We start from the raw sequence: 21,089 nt of genomic DNA, 5'->3' as shown, positions 1-21,089 counted from the left end.
ACGTCCACATTAAAGGAAGGGTCAGAGCTGAACTGATATTATTTATTATTTTCCTCGAACGATTCTCCAGTCATCACCGTCATAAACCTCTTGAAGAACAATCCATAATCAAAGGAAAAGGCGATTCGGTGCTTATTTGCTTTTTCTTCGAACTGAATATATGGCCTGATATCGGCTATGCTCTGTCCCCGATGGATACCTGTGCTCGAGGTGACGATATGAACAGGCAGTTCTCGAAATGAAAACATATCCTCGCATATTGTTGCCATGATGGTTATCGCATCGTGGACCGGACTCCCTTTTATAGACGGATTCCTATTTTTATAAAACGCATAATAATAATCTAACAGGGGCTTGACCAATTGGGTACGTCCTTTATGATGGATGTAATTCACCATATCGGGTGTCACAATAGCATGATCAGTAACATTCAGCGGGATGATGGTAAGATTCTTTGCATATGTCGTCACGATTTTTACTGCAATCGGATCAGAGTGAAAATTCGCTTCTGACACCGCCGTCACGTTTCCTGGTACCCAGAATGCCCCGCCCATAATATAAATCTTCTTTATTTTATTCATAAGACTTTGATAAAGGATGAACATGTTGGCAAGCGAAGTAAGTCTTCCCACATTCACAATGATAAGTTCATTACCATATTTCTCAATTAATCTGGTAATCTCAAAAAAGTTTTCGATTTCTCCTTCATATGCTAAAGGTTTGATAGGACCCAGTCCATATTCACCATGTATTTCGGGAAAGTATTTTGGCTGCTCAGCTGTCATAGGAACCTCGGCTCCCCCTATAATTGGAATTTGATCTTTAAGATTCAATGATTCCATCAAATAATGAGCGCTCGTAACAGCACGTGCTCTCGGTACATTTCCATAATCCGCCACAATACCAACCAGATCAATATCTTCACTGAGATAAGAAAAGATGAGCGCAATTGTATCATCAATTCCAATATCGGCAAATAACAATACCTTAACCAAGACTCTCACCGCCGTATTTTTCACTAGTATATGGAAAAGGGTGTTCTGTTTATGAATAAACTTTTTTAGAAAGCAGTTGAACTTTACGTCAACGTCAATGTTAAAATATAAATATCAAAATTTTCACAAAAAGGCTTGATTCAAATGAACTACAGCATTTCGCAGTTAGCGAAGGATTTCAATGTAACCACGCGAACTATCCGTTATTATGAAGAACTTGAATTATTGCATCCAGACAGGAGTGATTCAGGTAGACGCCTGTACTCAAAACGAGACGTTACCAGGTTAAAATTAATCTTCAGGGGAAAACGCTTCGGCTTTACTTTAGAGGAAATTAGAGAAATGATTCAACTATTTGATCAGGATCGAAGTGGAAGAAAGCAACTGGAACGAACAATACAGTATGGAAACATGCGAATAAAGGAGGTGACCCATTTCATTCAGGAACTGGAGGATATGAAATTTGAAATGGAAACCCTTAGGGACGAATTCATTAAAAAATTACAATATTCAGGAGAGATAGAATGAAAAGAATCGAAAATTTTTATACGGAAGATCCACATCTAAAAGAAATACTCCGATGCTACTTGGACAAAGATTTTTTCGCCTGGGCTGATCGATCACTAAACGAATTCGGTAAACTTTGTGCCGGTGAAATCGATGAGCGAGCCGTCCACACGGATCGTGAAGGCCAGCCCAAGCTCATTAAGTACAACCGGTTAGGGGAAGAAATTTCTGAAGTTTGGGTGAATGAAGGTTACAAGAAAACAGTTGAACAGACCTACAATAAAGGGATTGTCGGCTATATTCATAAAAACATTCCTGAGCTTGGACGTAAAGGAAATTATGTATTTTCCTATGCTCAGGGATATTTGTTATCTCAAACAGAGCCAGGTTTCTATTGTCCTGTCACTCTTTCCATGGCGACAGCCCTCCTTCTTGAAAAATATGCTTCTCGTGAGCTGAAAGAAAGGTTCCTTCCTCATATCCTATCAACTGGAGAGATCGAATTATATGAGGGGGCGACCTTCTTAACTGAAAGGCAGGGAGGCTCTGATGTTGGCGCTAACGATACAAAAGCCATCCCACATGGAACCAACTATCGCCTATGGGGTGAAAAATATTTCGCCTCGAATGCAGGTATGTGTGGGGTGACGATGGTATTGGCCCGTATAGAAGGGTCAGGCAGCGGATCAAAGGGTCTGAGCTTATTCGCTGTTCCATGGAGAAACGATGACGGTTCGCTTAACGGCATCCACATTCGCAGGTTAAAAGATAAATTGGGTGTACGGGCTGTTCCATCTGCAGAAGTAGAATTCAAGGGAGCTGAAGCTTATCTAGTCGGTGAACCGGACCGGGGTATCTACTATATGATGGAAGCATTGAATTTATCACGGGTTTGTAATGCCATTGCCTCCATCGGCATCATGAGAAGAGCCTACCTTGAAGCGCGAAATTATGCTTTCTACCGTGAAGCATTCGGGCACCCGTTATCTCAGTATCCAATGGTAAAAGAAACCTTGACCCGCCTCGCTGCCAAACAGGAAGTGGAAACAAGTGCGGTATTTCATCTCGTAGATTTGTTCAATCGTGTCGTATCCGATGATATTCCTTCCACAGAAGAAGAATCCGTACTAAACCGCCTGCTTATAGCCATTCTGAAAAAAGAGTCAGCAGAACAGGCCATTCATTTCTCTCACGAAGCGATCGAAATGCACGGGGGAAATGGCTACATCGAGGACTTCGTTCTTCCACGTTTACTCAGGGATGCCCAGGTATTGACTGTGTGGGAAGGTACAGCAAATATCTTAGGGCTTGAAGTTCTAAGGTTAATGAATAAATATCGTGCTCATGAATACTTTCTAGCCGAAATGAAAGAAGAGCTATCTCTTATGCCAGAAGAATTCACCTCATTCGCTGTTCCCTTAACCAAAGGAATCGCGAAACTGGAACAACTATTGACGGTGGTTGAGACGGCCCATCACGATACACAAACGTATCATGCAAAGAGAATCGCAGAGCTTATGGTACGTATTTTCGAAAGTGTAATCGCACTTAAAGATGCCCATACCTTTGGTACAGAGAGAAAACGTATGATTGCTGAAGTCTTTATCGAGCAAACATGGAAACAAACAGAATGGATGGATGAAGAAATGAAATCTGTACAATACTTCGACGAAATCGTCGGGGTGAAAGTAAAGGTATAAATAAAAAAAGAAATCCCCGGTATTCATTTAAGTCCAGGGATTTCTTTTTATTTTTCACAGCAGCATGGACAATCACATTCTTTTTTCGTCTTGCACGTACAGCGTTCACAAGGACATTCTTTCGTCACCAAGAGATACACCTCCTATTATGCAATATGTTATTATCCATCGTTACCAAAATACTGAATTCCATACATATATGATAGTGAATACCTTTTAGACGGTCATTGCACGGGAATTTCTATTGTTTGCTTCGGGGAAAATTTACAATTAAGACAAAACGATATCCATTTGTTTACAAATAAAAGAGAATAAGGTAATATATGTAATTGTAGGAACGAATGAATGGGGAGGAATTGTAGATGAAAAAATTGATGTTACCCTTTTTCTTGCTATCTATAAGTTTATTTATCGCTGCGTGCAGTAGCGATGAAGGTAGTACAGAAGAAAAAGAAACAGAACCTGAAGCAACAGAGGAATCAGCAAAGTCGGATGAGATGGATATGAAAACCGCTCTATTAGACTATCAAATGGAAATCATCGATACAGTGAATGCAACTGACTCTGCTATCTACGCATTTGAAACAGCCAAGGCAAAAGAGGAAGAAAAGCCAAGTGCTGAAGAGATTGCAAAGATGAAGACCGATGCCGAGGCAGCGGCTAAAAAAGTAGCAGAAGATGTGCATGCACTTGAAGTACCGGCTGCTCTCGATGCCAAGAAAGAAGAGATACAAGGTGCACTTGATGACCTTGCAAAATCATATGAAACTAGAGCTGCCAACCTTTCAGACGAAGCAAACGCTGAATACGCAGAGTCGGATGAACAATTTGCGTCATTTGAAGAGAAAATGGCCGCTGTTTACGAAGAAGCTGGTTTGACTAAGCCAAGCTTTGCAGCCGATATTGTAGATTGATAGGGGAAAACGGTTAGCATTCTAAAAAAGACTTGATTTAGATTTCCAATTAGAGGCTACACCCAGATTTTTGACTCATTCGGGAGAAACCCCGGTTTCTCCCGCTTTTCAGCTAAGCTGAAAAGTAGCCTATGTGTAAAGCAAGCCTGGATCAAATGTATTTGATCCAGGCTTGCTTTACACATAGGCTAAATGAGTCAAAAATCGTGATAGTATCAATATTCTCAAAGGACTGACTAAACAGTCCTATTTTTTATGCCTTCATAAAAGTTTGCTCCAGGAAACATTGTTAACTGCTGCTTATTAAGATTGCTTCACTAAAGAAGGTTGCTATAGACCCACATTGGGATGGGTTGCTATGATATTCAAGTACATAAAAGGTGTGGAGGATATGAATGGTGAATCAAGAAAAATATGATCAGTTAAAGCTGGGTGAGCGTGGGGCAATCATTAGTATCATTGCTTATATTATATTAGCTATTATGAAATTTTTTATCGGCACATCTGCCGGCTCTGAAGCTTTGAGAGCAGATGGTCTGAACAATGCGACAGATATCGTTGCTTCCGTTGCCGTACTGATTGGCCTTAGATATTCGAGGAAGCCCGCAGATCATGATCATCCATACGGTCATTGGAAAGCGGAGAGCGTGGCTTCTTTGATAGCTTCGTTTATCATGATGGTCGTAGGTATCCAGGTATTGTACAATGCCATACAGTCTGTTTTTGATGGAAAGACGCAATCCCCGGACCTACTTTCCGCTTGGACCGGCATAGGTGCAGCGATAGTCATGTACCTTGTATATAGGTACAACAAAAAATTAGCACAGAAAATCAATAGTCAATCCCTTATGGCTGCAGCTAAAGATAACCTTTCAGATGCATGGGTGAGCATTGGTGCCGTTATCGGCATTCTTGGATCTCAATTCTCTTTTCCTTGGTTAGACCCTCTTACAGCAGTCATTGTCGGCCTTCTGATCTGTAAAACCGCTTGGAACATTTTTATGGAAGCCTCTCATTACCTAACGGACGGGTTCGATGAAGAGCTTATACAATCTTATGAGAAAACGGTCCTCGATCTCCCTGGGGTGAAAGGCGTAAAAGATATACGGGCAAGAAATTACGGGAATAATACGGTTGTAGATGTGGTGATCCTGGTTAGATCTACTCTGGATATTAAAGAGGCACATGATATATCGAGTGAGGTTGAGGGTGAGTTGAAGGATAAGCACGAAGTCTATGACGTCCATGTTCATGTCGAACCGAATTAATGTTAACACAATTCATGATTCATGGTTTCATCAAAACATTGAGTTAATTGCTACTCTCCTTAAAGAAGGACCCAAATTCGGGTCCTTTTTTTTTGAAAGAAACCCATTCTAAAATGGTGAATTTACGGGTGGGTCTATATAAAAAACCTTCATGCAATGGGTGAATAGCTTGGATGATAATGGTAAACTAGAAGAATAATTGAAACCAATCCTTCCATTATACGTAAAGATTAGTAAGAGGTGATGAACATGACAGGATTGATAATCATATTGTTAGTGCCGATTATTATAACCATTATGGCTCTTAATCTATCAAGCTCTTCAAAACGGGACTATCGAAATGGAGATGGGGGTTACGTTGGCTCCTATGATGGAAACCAAGATCAAGCAGGCTGCGACAGTGGATTTGATGGAGGAGATTGCGGTGGTGGTGGAGGGGAATGAGCCGTCCCTCCTAATTCTTCATTGAAAGTCAGTATACATAGGAGATGAACACCATTAAACGATATTTTATTCTTAATCGAGATCAATACATACACGTAACTGAATGGGGAAATCCGGATAAACCCATTATTTTCTGTCTTCACGGCTTGGGAAGTACAGGACTCAGCTTTATTGACATCGCATATGATTTACGGGAAGAGTTCAGGATTATTTCCATTGATGCACCGGGTCATGGAAAGACCTACCCGTTTGCCCATGCTCAACATTATGAAATGGAGAACATCGCTATTGGCTGGAAGAGGTAGTGAATTTACTTCAATTAAACTCTTTTTATTTCTTATCACATTCATGGGGTAGCTTCGCAGCTCTCTTTTATGCTGCCAAATATCCCGAGAAGGTTAAGGATTGCATCTTGATTGATGGAGGCTATCAAGGTAAACGTCATTCGGAACAGACGGTTGAGGATGAAGTTGCTTATTATGAACAAGACTTTGAACAGGTCTGGGAATCATGGGAAGACTTTCTCGCACTCGTCCAGAGCGAAACATTACACTGGTCTTCTAAGAAACTCGAAGCAGCAAAGGATCTTTGCCTTTATCAAAATCAAAGATATTATTGGCATGCCCGCGGGGAAACAGCCGCTCATTTTATTCGTGCCATGCATAAGGATGAGGCAGAGGAAATTTACCACAAAGTAAAAGCTCCTGTTTTGTTATTAAGGGCGACTCTCCCACAAAGCATGGAAGCAAAACGGATAAAAACGGCTGCCATTTTCAAGGAAAAGACCCACGGGGAAGTAAAATGTATTCCAGGAACGACTCACCTTCTTCATTGGGACCGGCCGGATGTTGTAGTAAATGAGATAAACATACGGTGGAAATAAAGACAGAGGAGGAACACAAAAAATGATTCAATTAAGACCTATGACAGAAACCGAATACGGTGATTGGAGAAAGGATTCCATAAAGGAATATGCAGAAGAAAAAACCAAAGCAGGCAATTTTAAAGAAGAATCTGCTTTGTCACAAGCAGAAGAGGAGTTCAATACATTATTACCGGATGGACTTCAAACGATCAATCACCACTTATTCACATTATATCATGAAGAGAACCAGGATAAAGTAGGGACCTTATGGGTTCATGTGAAAGAAGAACAAAAAGAAATTTTCATCTATGACATAAAAGTCCTTGAAAGCAAAAGAGGATTAGGATACGGGAAGGCAGCCTTATTGGCACTTGATTCGTTTGCACGGGAAATGGGACTTTCAAAAATTTCTCTTCACGTATTCGGCCACAACAACATAGCCCGTTCCTTGTACCAAAATTCAGGATATGAAGTAACGAATGTGCTAATGTCCAAACTGCTCTAAGAGAAAAAGACACCCGATTGTAAGGTGCCTTCTTCTACGGCAAGGAGGAATTTCTAATGACAGATCAAAAGGGAACATACACTTATGAAGACAGTTATTTCTTTATAGGGAATGCAGAAATCTTTACCATCATTCTCATTCTATTCATCGTATCCCTTTACATATTAATAAGGAAAAGAAAGTAGTGGTTGCCATTAGAGATGTAATTAATTTATTTTAAACAAAAGGAGCATTGACATGGACCGTACACTTCTCATAATAGGTTCTGCCTTTCTTATTGTCAGCGGAACACTTTATACGCTCGAAAGAATGAGCGCCTACATCTTCTGGGCGGCACAAAGAGTGGGAGGAGGGGAATGGCCGACGGTACCGGATATGCCATCACTTTTTGATAATCTATTTGTCGCGTTATTTTTGGTTAGTGGCATTGTATTTTGTATATTATCCATTAAGGTCTTGATACAAGAACACTTTGAAAGAAAAATATAGTATTAAAAAGGAGGGGAAAGATGAATGGGTATTGTTTTAGCTATTTTCCTTCTAATCTTTTCATTTGATTTTACTAAGTTCCGGAAACAGAACCAAACGATGATTGAACAGAATGAAAGAATCATTTCACTACTCGAGGACCTGAAAAATAAAAATGCATGACTGAAAAGGCTCGCAGCTGTCTGCGAGCCTTTTCTTTATACAATTGAGATGTAATCCTCATCCACGCTTTCAACCCCCTGGTCAAATGTCAGCTTGGTCTTGAACAGAAACCGTGATCCTGATTCAAAAGAAGGGAGTTTACCGGGTATACGGTAGGTAAAGGAAAGTTTATTTCGTTCTTCCGCACGAATGATGTCCGATTTTAATACAGTAGTCGAATCAATGCATTTTTCTTCCTTCCCATTTCTATCGATCATAACCAAATCACATTCTACACGCTTCAGTTTTTGTTCAATGATTCCGCCCTCTAAAAAGAAATACCCATGCAAAAGTTCTCCTTGTTTAAATGACGATTTGGGTAAGACCAAATCAATTTTAGCCGAACCTATACCGAAGAGGGTCATGTATTTCCGCAAAATCATTAGGCATTCTCCTTATTGGTAGAAGTATATTTCATGTCTATTTTTTTCTCGATTTTATCTAATTCTTGTTGATCGCTCAAAATTTCTTCTTTGTTTTGTTCTATTAGTTGCGAGAGGTTTGTTTTTAATTTTTTCATGTTCCACTACTTCCTTTCAAAGTGAAGTGATAAAGAAAAAGACCTCTACCGGTTGCGGTAAAGGTCTTTAATGAACATATATAAGCCTTCACCAACTGGTAAAGGTCTCGCTAACAACATTGTTGTCAATAAAGCCGAGAGTGTACACTCTGTAATGACGACTTTATTGTTACAGCTACTCCCCTTTAGGAGAATATTAAATTATGAGACAATCATACTTCATACTATGTTGGTTGTCAATGGAAATGGTGTACTAAGAAAAGTCATATCCCATGCAGGAATCCACAACGAAAAAAGCGAAGTAGTGAGTAATGATGTCAATGAAAAGGAGATGCTCAAATGTATGAATTGAAAACGAAAGAAAATGATAATAGTGTACTTGAATTTATTGAGAGGATTGACAATTCGAGAAAAAAGGAAGACGCATATAGACTTCTTGATATTTTTAGTGAAACCACCGGATACGACGCGAAGATGTGGGGACCAAGTATTATTGGATTCGGTTCATATCACTACAAATATAAGACCGGCCACGAGGGGGATGCGCCACTTGTGGGGTTTTCACCCCGTAAAGCGAAGATAAGCCTTTATTTTGCCACTGGTGACCCGAATAGGGAAAAACTTTTAGATACTTTTGGAAAACATACATCGGGAAAAGCTTGTGTATACATAAACCAAATGGCAGATATAGATGAATCTGTTTTAAAGCAATTGATCCTTCAATCAGTAACCTACCTGCAAACGATCTATACCGAAAATCATTAGCATTTTATAAGGAATCAGTCTCCATCTTATGAGACTAATTCCTTATTTTTTATTAGTGTAAGCTTTAGATTTGTATTAATCGATAATATCCTATATTATTAATCTTGAATTAAAACTATTCCATTTCGAGATATACGGTGGCAATCAAAGACTGGAGTAGTAGAATTTCACATTTAGAAAGGGACGATTTACATGACAAAGGTTTTATATATTACAGCTCATCCCCACGATGACACACAGTCTTATAGTATGGCTGTAGGAAAGGCATTTATTGATTCTTATAAGGAAGCAAACCCTACGCATGAAATTGTTAATGTTGACTTATATAAGGAGAACATTCCACATATCGATGCAGATGTATTCAGTGGATGGGGTAAATTACAATCAGGTAATGGTTTTGAAGAACTGTCACAAGAAGAACAAGCAAAAGTGGGAAGACTGGGTGAATTGTCCGATCAGTTTGTTGAGGCGGACAAATATATCTTCGTTACACCATTTTGGAATTTCTCATTCCCACCTGTAATGAAAGCTTATATTGACTCTGTATCCGTTGCTGGCAAAGCCTTTAAATATACAGAACAGGGTCCTGTAGGGCTTCTGACGGACAAGAAGGCTCTACACATACAAGCACGTGGAGGAATTTATTCAGAGGGACCGGCTGCCGCGATGGAAATGGGCCACCGCTACCTTGAAGTGATGATGCAATTTTACGGCGTCCCTTCATTTGAAGGATTGTTCGTTGAAGGACATGCTGCAATGCCTGATAAAGCAGATGAAATCAAAGAAAATGCGATTGCAAGAGCAAAGGATTTAGCTCAAACGTTTTAATAGAAAGAGAGCCAGCGTGTTGGCTCTCTTTTTTATTTTTCAAAAAATGAAACTTCACCAGACGTTCACCCGTAAACATACAAGGGAGGTGAGTATGTGAAAGATCAAGTGTTTATGGATATCAACATTAGTAAGGAAGAGTCACTGTCGGAATTGTTACAAGGAATTGTTTTAAGAAAAAGGGAAGAAACGGGAACTCATTCGGTTTATGTACAAGAGGTTATCCCTACATATCCTGGTAGTTTTACAATCATTCTTGAAATCGACCAATCCATATATTAATCATATGTAGAGTTCTCATTAAAAAAATGACCCTGGTTTCGATACCAGAGTCATTTTATGAAGTAAAAGGATTTTATTCTTTGGAATATTTACCTTTTAATAAACATTTGAGTCCAATAATGACCGTACGATCCACCTTTCACATACCCAACTCCGATTTCAGTATATGTCGGGGAAAGGATATTTTTTCTATGACCTTCGCTATTCATCCAGGCCTCTACAACTTCTGCAGGTGTTCTCTGACCGGCAGCGATGTTTTCTCCTGCTGCTTGATAAGAAATGCCGAAATCTTTCATCATTTGGAATGGAGATCCGTACGTCGGGGAAGTGTGACTGAAGTAGTTCTTATTAATCATGTCTTCAGATTTGTACCTCGCCACCCTGGATAACTCCCAGTTTTCCTTTAGAGGAGGGAGACCGACTTTTGAACGTTCCACATTGACCAATTTCACCACTTCATATGTATAGTTTTGAGCAGTGGAATTTACACCTGGAATATTCAAGCTTTGACCAGGGTAAATCATATTTGGATTACTGATCTGGGGGTTAGCTGTGATTAATTCAGAAACACCCACCTGATTCTTAACGGCAATCTTCCACATCGTATCTCCATATGTAACCTGGTAAGTTCCTGCAGCGGAAACCTTGGATGAATTACCAAAACCAAAGACTAAAGTGACAGACAACAATGAGATAAATAAAAGTTTAATAGTTTTCATAGTTCTATTGAAATATAATTCTGTAAACTTTTAAACAGGTAGTTGTTACCACCAGTATAAAAAACCCATTAAATCAGAACATAGTAAATATTTCTAGCTAGTCAGACGGTTACTTTTTTATCATGAACTCATCCAAATTATAGTCATAATTGGTATAATATAAGAATCTAAAGTTGGACTGATTTGAAAGGAGTGCGTTATGTGAAGTCCATTTTATTATTGACATTCGGTGCCATTCTAGGTTGGGGCATTAGCGGCTTCTTCACGAACGGTTTTGAAACAGATTATCTTTTTATCTTAATCCTGGGTATCGTTGTTGGATACAGCATAGGACGGAGGAAGGAGAAAGAAGATATTACAGAGTCTCTATGAATACTGTAGCATTCAAATCACATATCTATAAATGGATAAAGGAAGAGAACTTTCATGAAACCTCTATGGCTTAATGGCTATGAAGTATTCTTATTTGATCTGGATGATACGTTATTCGATCATTCAGAAGCTTATGAAAGGGGAGTTATAAATACCATTGCCAATTTCCCCTTGATATCCAATCTTGATTCAGCTGAATTTTTGCGAATATTCACTTCTCACAATCATAATTTGTGGCCCAAATTTGCCTCTAATGAAATTAGCTTTGAGAGATTCTCCTCCATGAGGTTTGAAAATACTTTGAGGGATTTCAATATAAACATAGACGGCACACCCGAACTTCTTCAGCAGATGGTTAAAACTTTCCAGATTTCATATATACAGCAGATACAACCTCAAACCAGAATTTACCGCTTCCTTTCTAATGTATCAAAGTATGTAAAAGTGGGGATCGTCACAAATGGGACGGTATTTAATGCTTACGAAAAGGTTAAGCGACTTGGCTTAGACGATATCTTCCCCGACACCGCGATCATTGTTTCCGAGCGGATAGGTTTCGCCAAGCCGCAAATAGAAATATTTGAACATGCACTGGAACTGTTTAGAGTAGAAGCATGCAAGGCCCTTTTTATTGGTGACAACTATTTCACTGATATTTCCGGGGCAGATTCCATTGGAATGGATACAATTTGGATTAATAAACATGACTATGAATGTCCAGGAAGTGTATATCCGTCTTATACAGTAAAACATTTGCTGGCTATGGAAGAATTAATCTACAGAAAAGAGTGGCTAAGATGAAAAGACCAACAGCGATTGATGCAGCCAAGGAATTCATCGAATCACACTTCCCAACGAGTCAAGCCGCCATTCTCGCAGGGAGTGTTGTAAGGGGAGAAGAGACATCCACATCAGATCTCGATATTGTCGTCATCCATGAACAGATCCCCTCTGAATACCGCGAATCCCTTATCGAATTCGGTTGGCCGATAGAAGTTTTCGTACACAATCAGCAAACCATCCGTCAATATTTTCAATCTGACTGTGAGAGGGCCAGACCATCACTGCCAAGAATGGTAGCAGAGGGCATTCCCCTCATCAAACATCCTGTCATCACAGCACTCAAACAAGAGGCGAACTCATTATTGAGGGACGGACCTCCAAGCTGGTCTTTAGAAACCATTGAAAGGAAGAGGTATTTTCTAACAGATGCTCTAGATGACTTCATTGGATCAACGAATCGGGGCGAAAGTTTATGCATTGCCAATACAATAGGCGAATTGCTTCATGAATTTGTGCTAAGAACGAATGGTCATTGGGTTGGATCTTCAAAATGGATCATCCGAGCATTGAAGGAATATGATATGCAATTCGCCAGCGAATATGTACACGCTTTCGAGCAATTCTATCGAAAGGACGAAAAGAACGCCATTGTGAAATTGGTTGATACCGTACTCGATGGCCATGGTGGCAGATTGTTTGAAGGATTTTCAATGGGTAAGAAATAAACTTGATTCAATATCAAAAAGCCCTTCTGGAAATTGAAGGGCTTTTTCTGCACGATCATTATATCAAAATTTGAAACTCATCATGATCCACACTGTTCACACCATCATCGAAGACCAGGCGTGTGACAAACTTATAGGAAAGTGTTTCACTGCTCGGCGGGAAAGTATCTGAAAGTCTGCACGAAAAGTGAATGGACCGTTGTTCGTTTGCTTTCATGGTGGATGAACTTAATATGGTATTTTGGTGAAGAACAGATGAACGATCCATGGAGTGATTATACTGAAGGAGGTCCGTTTCGATCCTCTTTAATTTCTGTTCGACCCTTCCTCCGGTAAGTTCATATTCACCCTTGATGACATCACCTGGCCGGAACTCCTTTTTATTCAATACTAAATCAATCTTTGTTGCCCCGATACCGAATCTGCACATCAGTTTACTAAACATAACAGCCATTCAACCTCTCATTCATCTAGTTACCAATTCTACGTATTATGGAGATCTTTGGTTTCAATTATCTGCACCTAATCTACGACTATATTCTAAAAGAAAGAAACCCCATTTGTCTATATTCCTCCTTCGACATATTTCGCGTTTCGTTCTGTTAGCCTTCACTCCACAATTCCTGTATCTAACTACAACACACCTGTAGTAAATTAAATGGAATTTGTTCCATATAGAGGTAGAAAAATAGTCGAAAATTCTATAAAATAGGACTAGAACATTATCATATTTTGGTAAAATACGAGCTTAAAAGGGGTTATTAAAATTGAAGGATAAGAAGAAAAAGAAAAAAACCCATGTCCCATTGAGAATGAATTTACTGTTTATTTCGGTCTTTTTTCTATTTTCACTTCTGATTCTTCGTCTTGGGATTGTGCAAATCGTGCAGGGAAACCATTATGAAGCAGAAGTCGCAAGGACCGAAAATGTGAAATCCCATAATGGAACACCTCCGAGAGGGAAAATTTACGACCGATATCGAAATGTCATCGTCGACAACGTTCCATTGAATGCCATTACGTACACAAGAACACAAACGACCAAACCTAAAGATATGCTGAAGGTAGCAGAGAAATTGGCTGAACTGATTGAAATGGATACAGAAAAAATCACCGATCGTGATCGCCAGGATTTCTGGCTCCTCACACATCCAGATGAAGCCGAAAAACTGGTTACCAAAGAAGAAATAAAGAAGCTGGAAGATGATGAAGATCTTGCAGAGGATGACAGAAACAAAAAGATTTATGAAATGCAGTTAGAGAGAATCACGAAAAAGGATATTGAGTCATTCTCTGATCAGGAAAAAGAAGTATTGGCGATTTTCCGTGAGTTCAATACGGGATATGCCCTCAGTCCTCAAATCATTAAGAATAAGGATGTATCTATGGAGGAGATGGCGAGGGTGAGTGAACGTTTGTCGGAAATGCCCGGCGTTAACGTTACGACCGATTGGGAACGGAAGTATGTGAATGACAGTACGTTGCGAACGATTCTGGGAAGGGTTTCCACCTCTCAACAAGGTCTGCCTAGCGAACTCGTAACAGCTTATAAGGCTCAGGGCTATGCTTTGAATGACCGGGTAGGAACGAGCTATTTTGAGTCTGAGTATGAAAATGTCCTTAAAGGGCAAAAAGAAGAAATCGAATATATTACGAAAAACGGGAGTGTCCTGGACACTCAGCTCGTAAGCGAGGGACATAGCGGAAAAGACGTCGTTTTGACCATTGACTTAAAGTTGCAAAAAGAACTGGAAAAAATTGTTGAAGAAGAACTCAGTAAACAAGCATCCCAATATTGGGAATCTCCTTTTCTTGATCGGGCATTTGTCGTTATGATGGATCCCCATACAGGTGAAATTCTTTCAATGGTTGGAAAGAAATACGGTAAGGATGAGAATGGAAAGACTGAATTACAGGACTATGCTTTAGGAACGTATACTTCTGAATATGGGGTAGGGTCTGCTGTAAAGGGTGCTACTGTATTGACGGGATATATGACCGGAGCGTTGAATGTTGGGGATGTTTTGTATGATGAAGCGATCGCAATAAAGGGCACTCCGGTTAAAAGATCATGGTTTAACCTTTCTAGAGGGCCAATGTACTTAAATGACATCGATGCCCTTGAAATTTCTTCGAACGCATACATGTTTAAAACAGCTATAAAAATCGCTGGAGGTGTATACAGGAAGGATCAGCCAATTGATATGGATCCAAAAGCTTTTGATACCATGCGAAATTACTATAGTCAGTTTGGACTTGGAGTAAAGACGGGCATTGATCTCCCTGGTGAAGTCGAAGGGTTAAAAGGGACAGAAAGAGAGCCAGGTAAGTTAATGGATTTTGCCATTGGCCAATATGATTTATATACACCCATGCAACTTGTACAATATGCATCAACAATCGCTAATGGAGGTTTCAGAATGGAACCTCATTTAATGAAGGAAATTAGGGAACCAAGCCAGGAAAGGGACAAAGTTGGACCTTTGATTTACGAAAATGATGCTAAGGTTTTAAATCGGATCGATGCAACGGAAAGACAAATTCAGCAAGTGCAGAGAGGATTTTATAAGGTTGCACATGGGAGCCAAGGTACTGCAAATAATTTTAGAAACGCACCATACGATGCAGCAGCTAAGTCCGGTACTGCGGAAGCATTTTACTATAGTCCAGAGGAGAAAAGACAATACGATACCTACAACACAACCTTAATCGGCTATGCACCATACGACAACCCAGAAGTGGCTTTCTCAGTAGTCCTGCCTTATTCACATCAAGACAAAGATCCTTACGTTAATAAAACAATCGCTAAAAGAGCGATGGACAAATACTTCGAACTGAAAAAACAATACGAAAAAGACGGATACTTCAACTCTTCAACCGAAGAGAAAGTGCGCAATGCAGATCAGCTTGAAGATCAAGAAACGACAGAGGAATAATGAAAGAGCAGCCCTTTTGAACCAAGGGCTGCTCTTTTATTTTGTCATGGGGTTCTTATTAGTATTTCATCATCATAACATGAAGGGCAGAATCACAGTAAACATATGACCCTTTAAAGGACTTTCTTCCTTATTTCCGTATTTTAGATTGACAATGAGAATCATTTTCAATTAAACTTTGTAATTGAAAATGATTCTCATCAAAAGGAGGAATAGATATGACTTTATCTACTGGGTGCCATTCAGAACAAGATGAGTACAATAGGATTCAAAAACTAGCTAATGAAAAACTAAAACAATCAGAAACTCGTATCCTCAATAAATTAATGCAGGCCATGATACGGGAAGGACTCATTCAATACACCTATGAAACCACAGAAGAAAATGTAAAGCTCATCTACATCACACCAGTGAAAAACGTCAAGATCACCGTACCGATAGAAAATTCCTACTTCCTTGGACAGTTGGATATCGGAGGGAGAATTACTGTTAAAAAAGAAGGGTCTATTACCCAAATACATACACCGACACAGTTAATCAAAGAACTTTTCCCTAAAGTAGATTCCCGACAATTAGAACTTCTTATAAATGAACTGGAGGACAGTGTGAAAAATGACGCATTGGCATTAGCGGCAGAGGAGCTGCAGAAGGACCTTTACTCAGGTATAGGGACATTTGAGTACCTGCACCGACAGTCTTCGAACCCTGAGTTCAGTCCGCTTGTTTTCCTGGAGCAATCGGTCATTGAAGGCCACACACTCCATCCATGTTCGAAAACCAGGCTGGGATTAACAGGGGAAGAAGTGATGAAATATGCTCCAGAATGGAAGGGAGAGGTAAACGTCCACCCTGTCGCCATTCATAAAGATATTTCGTCATTCAGCACTGTAAAAGGTGGACCGACCATGACAGAGATTTTATTGAAAGAATATCCTGCCATTGAAATTGGAATGAAGAGACAATTCAAAGAGTTACAGAAAGATCTAAAAGACTACGAAATCATCCCAGTCCACCCTTGGCAATTCGAGCATATTGTAAAGTGTTATTTTAAGGAAGAGTTGATACAGGGACTGCTTATTCCAATTGACATGACCATCCCTTCACAGGCGCTCATTTCGTTTCGTTCTTTAGCACCCCATAACCGGAGACATCACCATTTGAAGACAGCATTAAATGTTCAAATGACCAGTGCAAAGAGAATCGTTTCTCCTACATCGGTATGGAATGGTCCTATAATCTCGGAACTGTTGAATATCGTTTGTATTCACGATCCGGAAATTAAGGAGAAGATACATTTTTTATCAGAATGTGGCGGGGGGCATTATCGTTCTCATCGGATAGAAACATCTATCAATCTAGAAAAAAACTTGTCCGCTCTTATCAGGGAAAATCCTGAAAAGAAACTGGAGAAAGGACAAATAGCTGTTCCAGGAGCCGCTCTAATTAACACTTCACCGATGTCGGGAAAGGTACTTTCACTTGAAATCATTGAAAAATGGTCAATAGAAAGAAATGTTTCTGTGGAAGCAGCTGCAGTCCGTTTTATTCATGAGTACTCCAATACACTTATTCCGGGACTTATTCATTTAATCATAAAATATGGGGTCAGTCTGGAAGCCCATCTTCAAAATGCCATCATGATCTTTGAAAACGATTGTCCAAAAACATTGATGATTCGTGACAACGGAGGGATTAGAATATTAAAAAATCGCCTTCCAGTACAGTGCCAAGACGGAAGAATCAGTAATAAAACAAACTTACTTACTACAGAAGCTGTTGATCTATATAAAATGTTCTCACATGCAGTCCTGCACAACCATTTAGGAGAAATCATCGTAGGAATTATAAAGGATACCGGACTTTCCGAAGGACTTCTGTGGGAACAGGTTGCGGAAGTCATCCAATCTACAATTGATTCTATAAAAGAAGATGCAGCCCACTGCAAGAATGCATCTCAATTCGAACAGGAAATCTTCGGTCCTGTCACTTACTTAAAATCACTGATAAAGATGCGTCTTTCTAATGCATTTACGGAAAACGTATATATTAGCGCTCCCAATCCATTAACGCGAAAGGGGAATACTGATGAAGTTACTATCTGCAAAAATCAACTGGCTTGAAGATGAATTAAAATGTATGAGCTACCTGGAAGAAAGGCAACCGCATTTGGTTACACACTTTAAACAGAATATAAAAAAAGGACGACAGGCGATACTCCATAAATTGGCCGCTTCCCTCTTAAGAGAAAACGTAAACTCACTATACAGCGATTCTGTACAAATTAAGAAAATAGGATCTGTATATGTCACAAGTCTGTTAAAAGTGTACAAACAATGGGAGCCTTTCCTTCACCAGCTGCAGAATGTTGAATTAAAAGAAGGGATTTCATACAGAATGAAATCCTTCGGTGAGTATATGATCTTATTTCCCATTAAATCCGAACTCGCCTTTCAACGAGTCACACTAGAAGGAGACATCGTGTGGATATCACGTGAATCCCATCGTAGTATTCAAACGGCAAGTGAGCTAATGAACCTTCTGGGTCTGACTGAAGAAGGAAAGGCACTGGTTCGTGAACTTGACAATGGTACAGCAAATCAAACACTCAGCTACGCCGCAGAATCGCACTGGAAAGAGAAGCTTAGGGCGGACTCTCAATTATCCCACTATCATTCCACATTCCAGTACATCCAAAATATGAAGAAGGTAGAACCCGCGTGGAGTTCTCTCGCATTCTTCGAGCAGATGAGCGTTGAAGGTCACCATTTGCATCCCGGTTCAAAAACCAAAATGGGAATGAGTCCTGAAGATGTGGCTAAATATTCCCCGGAATTCAGGCAAACGTACAAAATTTGCTTTTTGGCGATCCGAAAAGAATGGATAGAATTCACCGAATCAGAACCGTATGTAATTGAAAAGACGTTTGAAGAAGTTATTCCGCGTTACCATGAATTCATGGAAGAGAACGATCTGGCTCCTGAACTGTTCCAACTCATGCCCGTTCATGAATGGCAATTTCATCATGCCTTATATAGTTTATACGAGAATGAAATTGAAAAGGGGATCATCGTACCTATTGATTCAATCAGCGTTGAATGTCATGCTACATCGTCCTTTCGAACAGTCATGCCCATTACACAATCCAATCGATTTGTGAAATTGGCCGTTAACAGTCAGATGACGTCCACGGTAAGGTCGATTTCCACTCAAACAGCTCTAAACAGCACCGTTTTCAGTACTTTAGTGGGTGAAGTGCTAAGCAATGAGGCAGAGTTATCAACCTTTTTACCACTAGATGAAATCGCCGGATACTCATTCATTTCAGATGACAGTGAACAAAAAAGAAATCTGACCGTGGTTGTAAGAGAAAACAGGGAGGATGAATTGAAAGAAGATGAGGTCATGATCACTGGGAATAGCTTGTATGCAACCTCTCCTTTTTCTGAAGATACGATTCTTGCCGAGCTTCTCACAGAATACTGCGCGAATCGTAACCTGACCATGGGAAAAGGCGCACGATTCTTCTTTAAGGACTATTTATCTGTCACACTTCCAGGCTATCTAACACTGCTAACAAAATATGGTGTTGCACTAGAAGGACATCTTCAGAATAGTATCCCTGTTTTTAAAAAAGGGAAGCCGGTTCGATTCTATTTCAGGGATTGGGGTGGGGCAAGAATTTACAAGAGGCGATTAGAAGAAAGAGGAATGTATCCGAAGTTTTACCCTGAAAGTATCACGTTGACTGAAAATAAGGAAGAAATGTATTCAAAAGCGCACTATACAATCTTCCAGAATCATTTAGGAGAGATTATCCGTCTACTTGTAGAAGCGTCAGGCGTATTTGAAGGGGAATTCTGGACGTTGGTCAAAGAGGCTTGTGACGACATTTTTTCCTCCCTGTCCCATGAAGTTCCAGTAAATGTGATAGAAGATCGTCAATTTTTATATCATAAAAAAGTAAACCACAAAGCATTGACGAAGATGAGATTGAGACCAAGCGCAGGCTATCTTTATGCTGATGTGGAAAATCCATTAGGAAAAGAAGCTGGTTTACATTGAATGATTATCCTGCTCAGCAACAGTTTGCACTGAAATCACCACCCTTTCGAAGATTTTTATACGGCAGTTTCTTCGTACGATGCTCGGACTGGATGGACTTGACCATTCTGAACTGGATTGTGTACGAGTGGACCCATTCACCACTATCCCTTGGGATCTTGAATGCGTGCAGGCTGATCCCTGTTTTCCTTTTTTCCATGTATGCAGGTGGGGTGGCTGACAAATATAATCGAAGGCAATCTCTTCTCGTCATATACAGTGGAATGCTGGTATCGACTCTTTTTATTGCGTTCATCATCGGAGAGCAAGCGTCGTTCATATTATTATTATCCGCTATTACTGTCCGGTCCGTGTTAATGAGCTTCGAAGTGCCGATCAGAAATGCCTGGTTGGCAGACCTCGTACCAGGGAGTATGCTCGGGAGCGCCATAACCCTGCAAACAACCAGTATCAATGTGGCCAGGATGGTTGGACCGGCATTTGCCGGAGTACTTTTGGGATATTTTGCTGCCAGCAATATCATGCTGTGGGTATCAGCAGGTACATTATTGGTCATATTTACCCTATTGACGGTTCCCGGTGACCACGAAAATACAGAGCAGGGAAAAAAGCGTGAGAGTAAGTCCATAAAAGACACCATTCAATACATAATAGGCCAACCTGGCATTCTCGCTGTTTTACTCGTGGCCATCGCTCCCATGATATTCGGATTCCCTTATACGACCATGCTCCCTATTTTTTCTAAAGAGCTGATGAATCTTGGTTCTGCCGGGTTTGGTTTCTTGCTTTCCATATCATCTTTAGGGGCGATTACAGCAACAGGACTCCTTGCATTTCGGCAACCGGTCATGGGAGGGAGATGGCTTATAGTATCAACCTTGGCTTTTGGGACAAGCCTTGTCCTTTTTACCACCTTTAGCGGATTTTATTTAGCATCCGCAGGACTCATGTTTCTTATAGGATTCACCAGTCAGTATTACCGGACATTGAGCAGGATCATGATCCAAATGAAGGTGGATGGGGAATATAGAGGCAGGGTCTTGAGCATCGCCCTCATGGACCGTGGCTACATTCCCCTTGGGTCCCTTTTTATTGGCTGGATTGCAAGCTCATTTGATGCATATGCTGCCGGACTTTCAATGGGACTGGGAACGATTCTGTTTACCATCCTCATCGTCCGCAGCAATCGAAATTTGTGGAAGGAGTAAA

Annotated in this window: 24 protein-coding genes and 1 pseudogene; 20 read left to right on the top strand and 5 right to left on the bottom strand. The window is 40.1% G+C overall.

Features of this window, described 5'->3' with window-relative positions:
* Positions 1-38 precede the first annotated feature (38 nt).
* Entirely contained in the window at positions 39-995 is a 957-nt protein-coding gene (locus tag KYJ26_RS22355) for a nucleoside hydrolase (RefSeq protein WP_257475187.1), read from the bottom strand.
* 144 nt (positions 996-1,139) lie between these two features.
* On the opposite strand from KYJ26_RS22355, the gene KYJ26_RS22350 reads away from it, so the two are divergent.
* From KYJ26_RS22350 to KYJ26_RS22310, 10 genes and pseudogenes are all read left to right on the top strand, one after another.
* On the top strand, positions 1,140-1,523 hold the full coding sequence (locus KYJ26_RS22350; protein WP_219170139.1) for a MerR family transcriptional regulator: 384 nt from the start codon (positions 1,140-1,142) through the stop codon (positions 1,521-1,523).
* Positions 1,520-3,202 carry an acyl-CoA dehydrogenase family protein gene (locus tag KYJ26_RS22345; RefSeq protein WP_219170138.1) on the top strand — a complete coding sequence of 561 codons (1,683 nt, stop codon included), beginning with the start codon at positions 1,520-1,522 and terminating at the stop codon, positions 3,200-3,202. The genes KYJ26_RS22350 and KYJ26_RS22345 overlap by 4 nt, the downstream gene beginning before the upstream one ends.
* A 362-nt stretch (positions 3,203-3,564) precedes the next feature.
* On the top strand, positions 3,565-4,116 hold the full coding sequence (locus KYJ26_RS22340; protein ID WP_219170136.1) for a hypothetical protein: 552 nt from the start codon (positions 3,565-3,567) through the stop codon (positions 4,114-4,116).
* 398 nt (positions 4,117-4,514) lie between these two features.
* The gene (locus KYJ26_RS22335) at positions 4,515-5,384 is read left to right on the top strand and encodes a cation diffusion facilitator family transporter (protein WP_308807587.1); all 870 of its coding nucleotides are present in this window, start codon (positions 4,515-4,517) and stop codon (positions 5,382-5,384) included.
* Positions 5,385-5,633: 249 nt separating this feature from the next.
* Positions 5,634-5,828: a hypothetical protein gene (locus KYJ26_RS22330; protein WP_219170132.1), complete on the top strand. Its 195-nt coding sequence runs from the start codon at positions 5,634-5,636 to the stop codon at positions 5,826-5,828.
* Between the two features lie 53 nt (positions 5,829-5,881).
* Positions 5,882-6,711, top strand: a pseudogene (locus tag KYJ26_RS22325) (alpha/beta fold hydrolase).
* A 22-nt stretch (positions 6,712-6,733) separates the two neighbouring features.
* Positions 6,734-7,198 carry a GNAT family N-acetyltransferase gene (locus KYJ26_RS22320; RefSeq protein ID WP_219170130.1) on the top strand — a complete coding sequence of 155 codons (465 nt, stop codon included), beginning with the start codon at positions 6,734-6,736 and terminating at the stop codon, positions 7,196-7,198.
* A gap of 56 nt (positions 7,199-7,254) precedes the next feature.
* Complete coding sequence (locus KYJ26_RS24145; RefSeq protein ID WP_257475186.1) at positions 7,255-7,383, top strand: hypothetical protein; 129 nt, start codon at positions 7,255-7,257, stop codon at positions 7,381-7,383.
* Positions 7,384-7,435: 52 nt separating this feature from the next.
* A complete protein-coding gene (locus KYJ26_RS22315) occupies positions 7,436-7,687 on the top strand; it encodes a hypothetical protein (RefSeq protein ID WP_219170129.1) in 252 nt (83 codons plus the stop codon).
* Between the two features lie 24 nt (positions 7,688-7,711).
* Positions 7,712-7,849, top strand: coding sequence for a hypothetical protein (locus KYJ26_RS22310; protein ID WP_219170128.1), 138 nt, complete (start codon positions 7,712-7,714; stop codon positions 7,847-7,849).
* A 35-nt stretch (positions 7,850-7,884) separates the two neighbouring features.
* On the opposite strand, the gene KYJ26_RS22305 is transcribed toward KYJ26_RS22310, so the two are convergent.
* Positions 7,885-8,271, bottom strand: a complete 387-nt coding sequence (locus KYJ26_RS22305; protein ID WP_219170127.1) for a sporulation protein — start codon at positions 8,269-8,271, stop codon at positions 7,885-7,887.
* Complete coding sequence (locus tag KYJ26_RS22300) at positions 8,271-8,408, bottom strand: FbpB family small basic protein (protein WP_219170125.1); 138 nt, start codon at positions 8,406-8,408, stop codon at positions 8,271-8,273. Before KYJ26_RS22300 ends, KYJ26_RS22305 begins: the two co-directional genes overlap by 1 nt.
* Before the next feature lie 339 nt (positions 8,409-8,747).
* On the opposite strand from KYJ26_RS22300, the gene KYJ26_RS22295 reads away from it, so the two are divergent.
* The 3 genes from KYJ26_RS22295 (at position 8,748) to KYJ26_RS22285 (ending at position 10,283) form a co-directional block, all read left to right on the top strand.
* Positions 8,748-9,173, top strand: a complete 426-nt coding sequence (locus KYJ26_RS22295) for a DUF1801 domain-containing protein (protein ID WP_219170123.1) — start codon at positions 8,748-8,750, stop codon at positions 9,171-9,173.
* Between the two features lie 192 nt (positions 9,174-9,365).
* Complete coding sequence (locus tag KYJ26_RS22290; RefSeq protein ID WP_206848884.1) at positions 9,366-10,001, top strand: FMN-dependent NADH-azoreductase; 636 nt, start codon at positions 9,366-9,368, stop codon at positions 9,999-10,001.
* Positions 10,002-10,097: 96 nt separating this feature from the next.
* Positions 10,098-10,283 (top strand): hypothetical protein, encoded by a 186-nt coding sequence (locus KYJ26_RS22285; protein WP_219170120.1) that lies wholly within the window; start codon positions 10,098-10,100, stop codon positions 10,281-10,283.
* Positions 10,284-10,372: 89 nt separating this feature from the next.
* Here the strand turns inward: KYJ26_RS22285 and safA are convergent, their stop codons facing one another.
* The gene (gene safA, locus KYJ26_RS22280) at positions 10,373-11,002 is read right to left on the bottom strand and encodes a SafA/ExsA family spore coat assembly protein (RefSeq protein ID WP_219170118.1); all 630 of its coding nucleotides are present in this window, start codon (positions 11,000-11,002) and stop codon (positions 10,373-10,375) included.
* Positions 11,003-11,203: 201 nt separating this feature from the next.
* On the opposite strand from safA, the gene KYJ26_RS22275 reads away from it, so the two are divergent.
* The 3 genes from KYJ26_RS22275 to KYJ26_RS22265 are packed head-to-tail and all read left to right on the top strand — an operon-like array spanning position 11,204 to position 12,882.
* Entirely contained in the window at positions 11,204-11,374 is a 171-nt protein-coding gene (locus KYJ26_RS22275; RefSeq protein ID WP_219170112.1) for a tRNA U-34 5-methylaminomethyl-2-thiouridine biosynthesis protein, read from the top strand.
* Between the two features lie 54 nt (positions 11,375-11,428).
* Positions 11,429-12,175, top strand: a complete 747-nt coding sequence (locus KYJ26_RS22270) for an HAD family hydrolase (protein ID WP_219170110.1) — start codon at positions 11,429-11,431, stop codon at positions 12,173-12,175.
* Complete coding sequence (locus KYJ26_RS22265; RefSeq protein ID WP_219170108.1) at positions 12,172-12,882, top strand: nucleotidyltransferase domain-containing protein; 711 nt, start codon at positions 12,172-12,174, stop codon at positions 12,880-12,882. The genes KYJ26_RS22270 and KYJ26_RS22265 overlap by 4 nt, the downstream gene beginning before the upstream one ends.
* A 58-nt stretch (positions 12,883-12,940) precedes the next feature.
* On the opposite strand, the gene KYJ26_RS22260 is transcribed toward KYJ26_RS22265, so the two are convergent.
* Entirely contained in the window at positions 12,941-13,327 is a 387-nt protein-coding gene (locus tag KYJ26_RS22260) for a sporulation protein (RefSeq protein ID WP_219170106.1), read from the bottom strand.
* Positions 13,328-13,694: 367 nt separating this feature from the next.
* Here KYJ26_RS22260 and KYJ26_RS22255 point away from each other — a divergent pair, with 367 nt between their 5' ends.
* From KYJ26_RS22255 to KYJ26_RS22240, 4 genes are all read left to right on the top strand, one after another.
* Positions 13,695-15,818: a peptidoglycan D,D-transpeptidase FtsI family protein gene (locus KYJ26_RS22255; protein WP_219170311.1), complete on the top strand. Its 2,124-nt coding sequence runs from the start codon at positions 13,695-13,697 to the stop codon at positions 15,816-15,818.
* Positions 15,819-16,036: 218 nt separating this feature from the next.
* On the top strand, positions 16,037-17,938 hold the full coding sequence (locus KYJ26_RS22250) for an IucA/IucC family protein (RefSeq protein ID WP_219170105.1): 1,902 nt from the start codon (positions 16,037-16,039) through the stop codon (positions 17,936-17,938).
* Positions 17,904-19,880, top strand: a complete 1,977-nt coding sequence (locus tag KYJ26_RS22245) for an IucA/IucC family protein (RefSeq protein WP_219170104.1) — start codon at positions 17,904-17,906, stop codon at positions 19,878-19,880. Before KYJ26_RS22250 ends, KYJ26_RS22245 begins: the two co-directional genes overlap by 35 nt.
* Positions 19,877-21,088: an MFS transporter gene (locus tag KYJ26_RS22240; RefSeq protein WP_219170103.1), complete on the top strand. Its 1,212-nt coding sequence runs from the start codon at positions 19,877-19,879 to the stop codon at positions 21,086-21,088. Before KYJ26_RS22245 ends, KYJ26_RS22240 begins: the two co-directional genes overlap by 4 nt.
* Position 21,089: the final 1 nt, after the last annotated feature.

Source organism: Rossellomorea orangium, assembly GCF_019334305.1.
GTDB lineage: Bacteria > Bacillota > Bacilli > Bacillales > Bacillaceae_B > Rossellomorea.
This window is presented reverse-complemented; position numbering and strand designations above follow the sequence as displayed.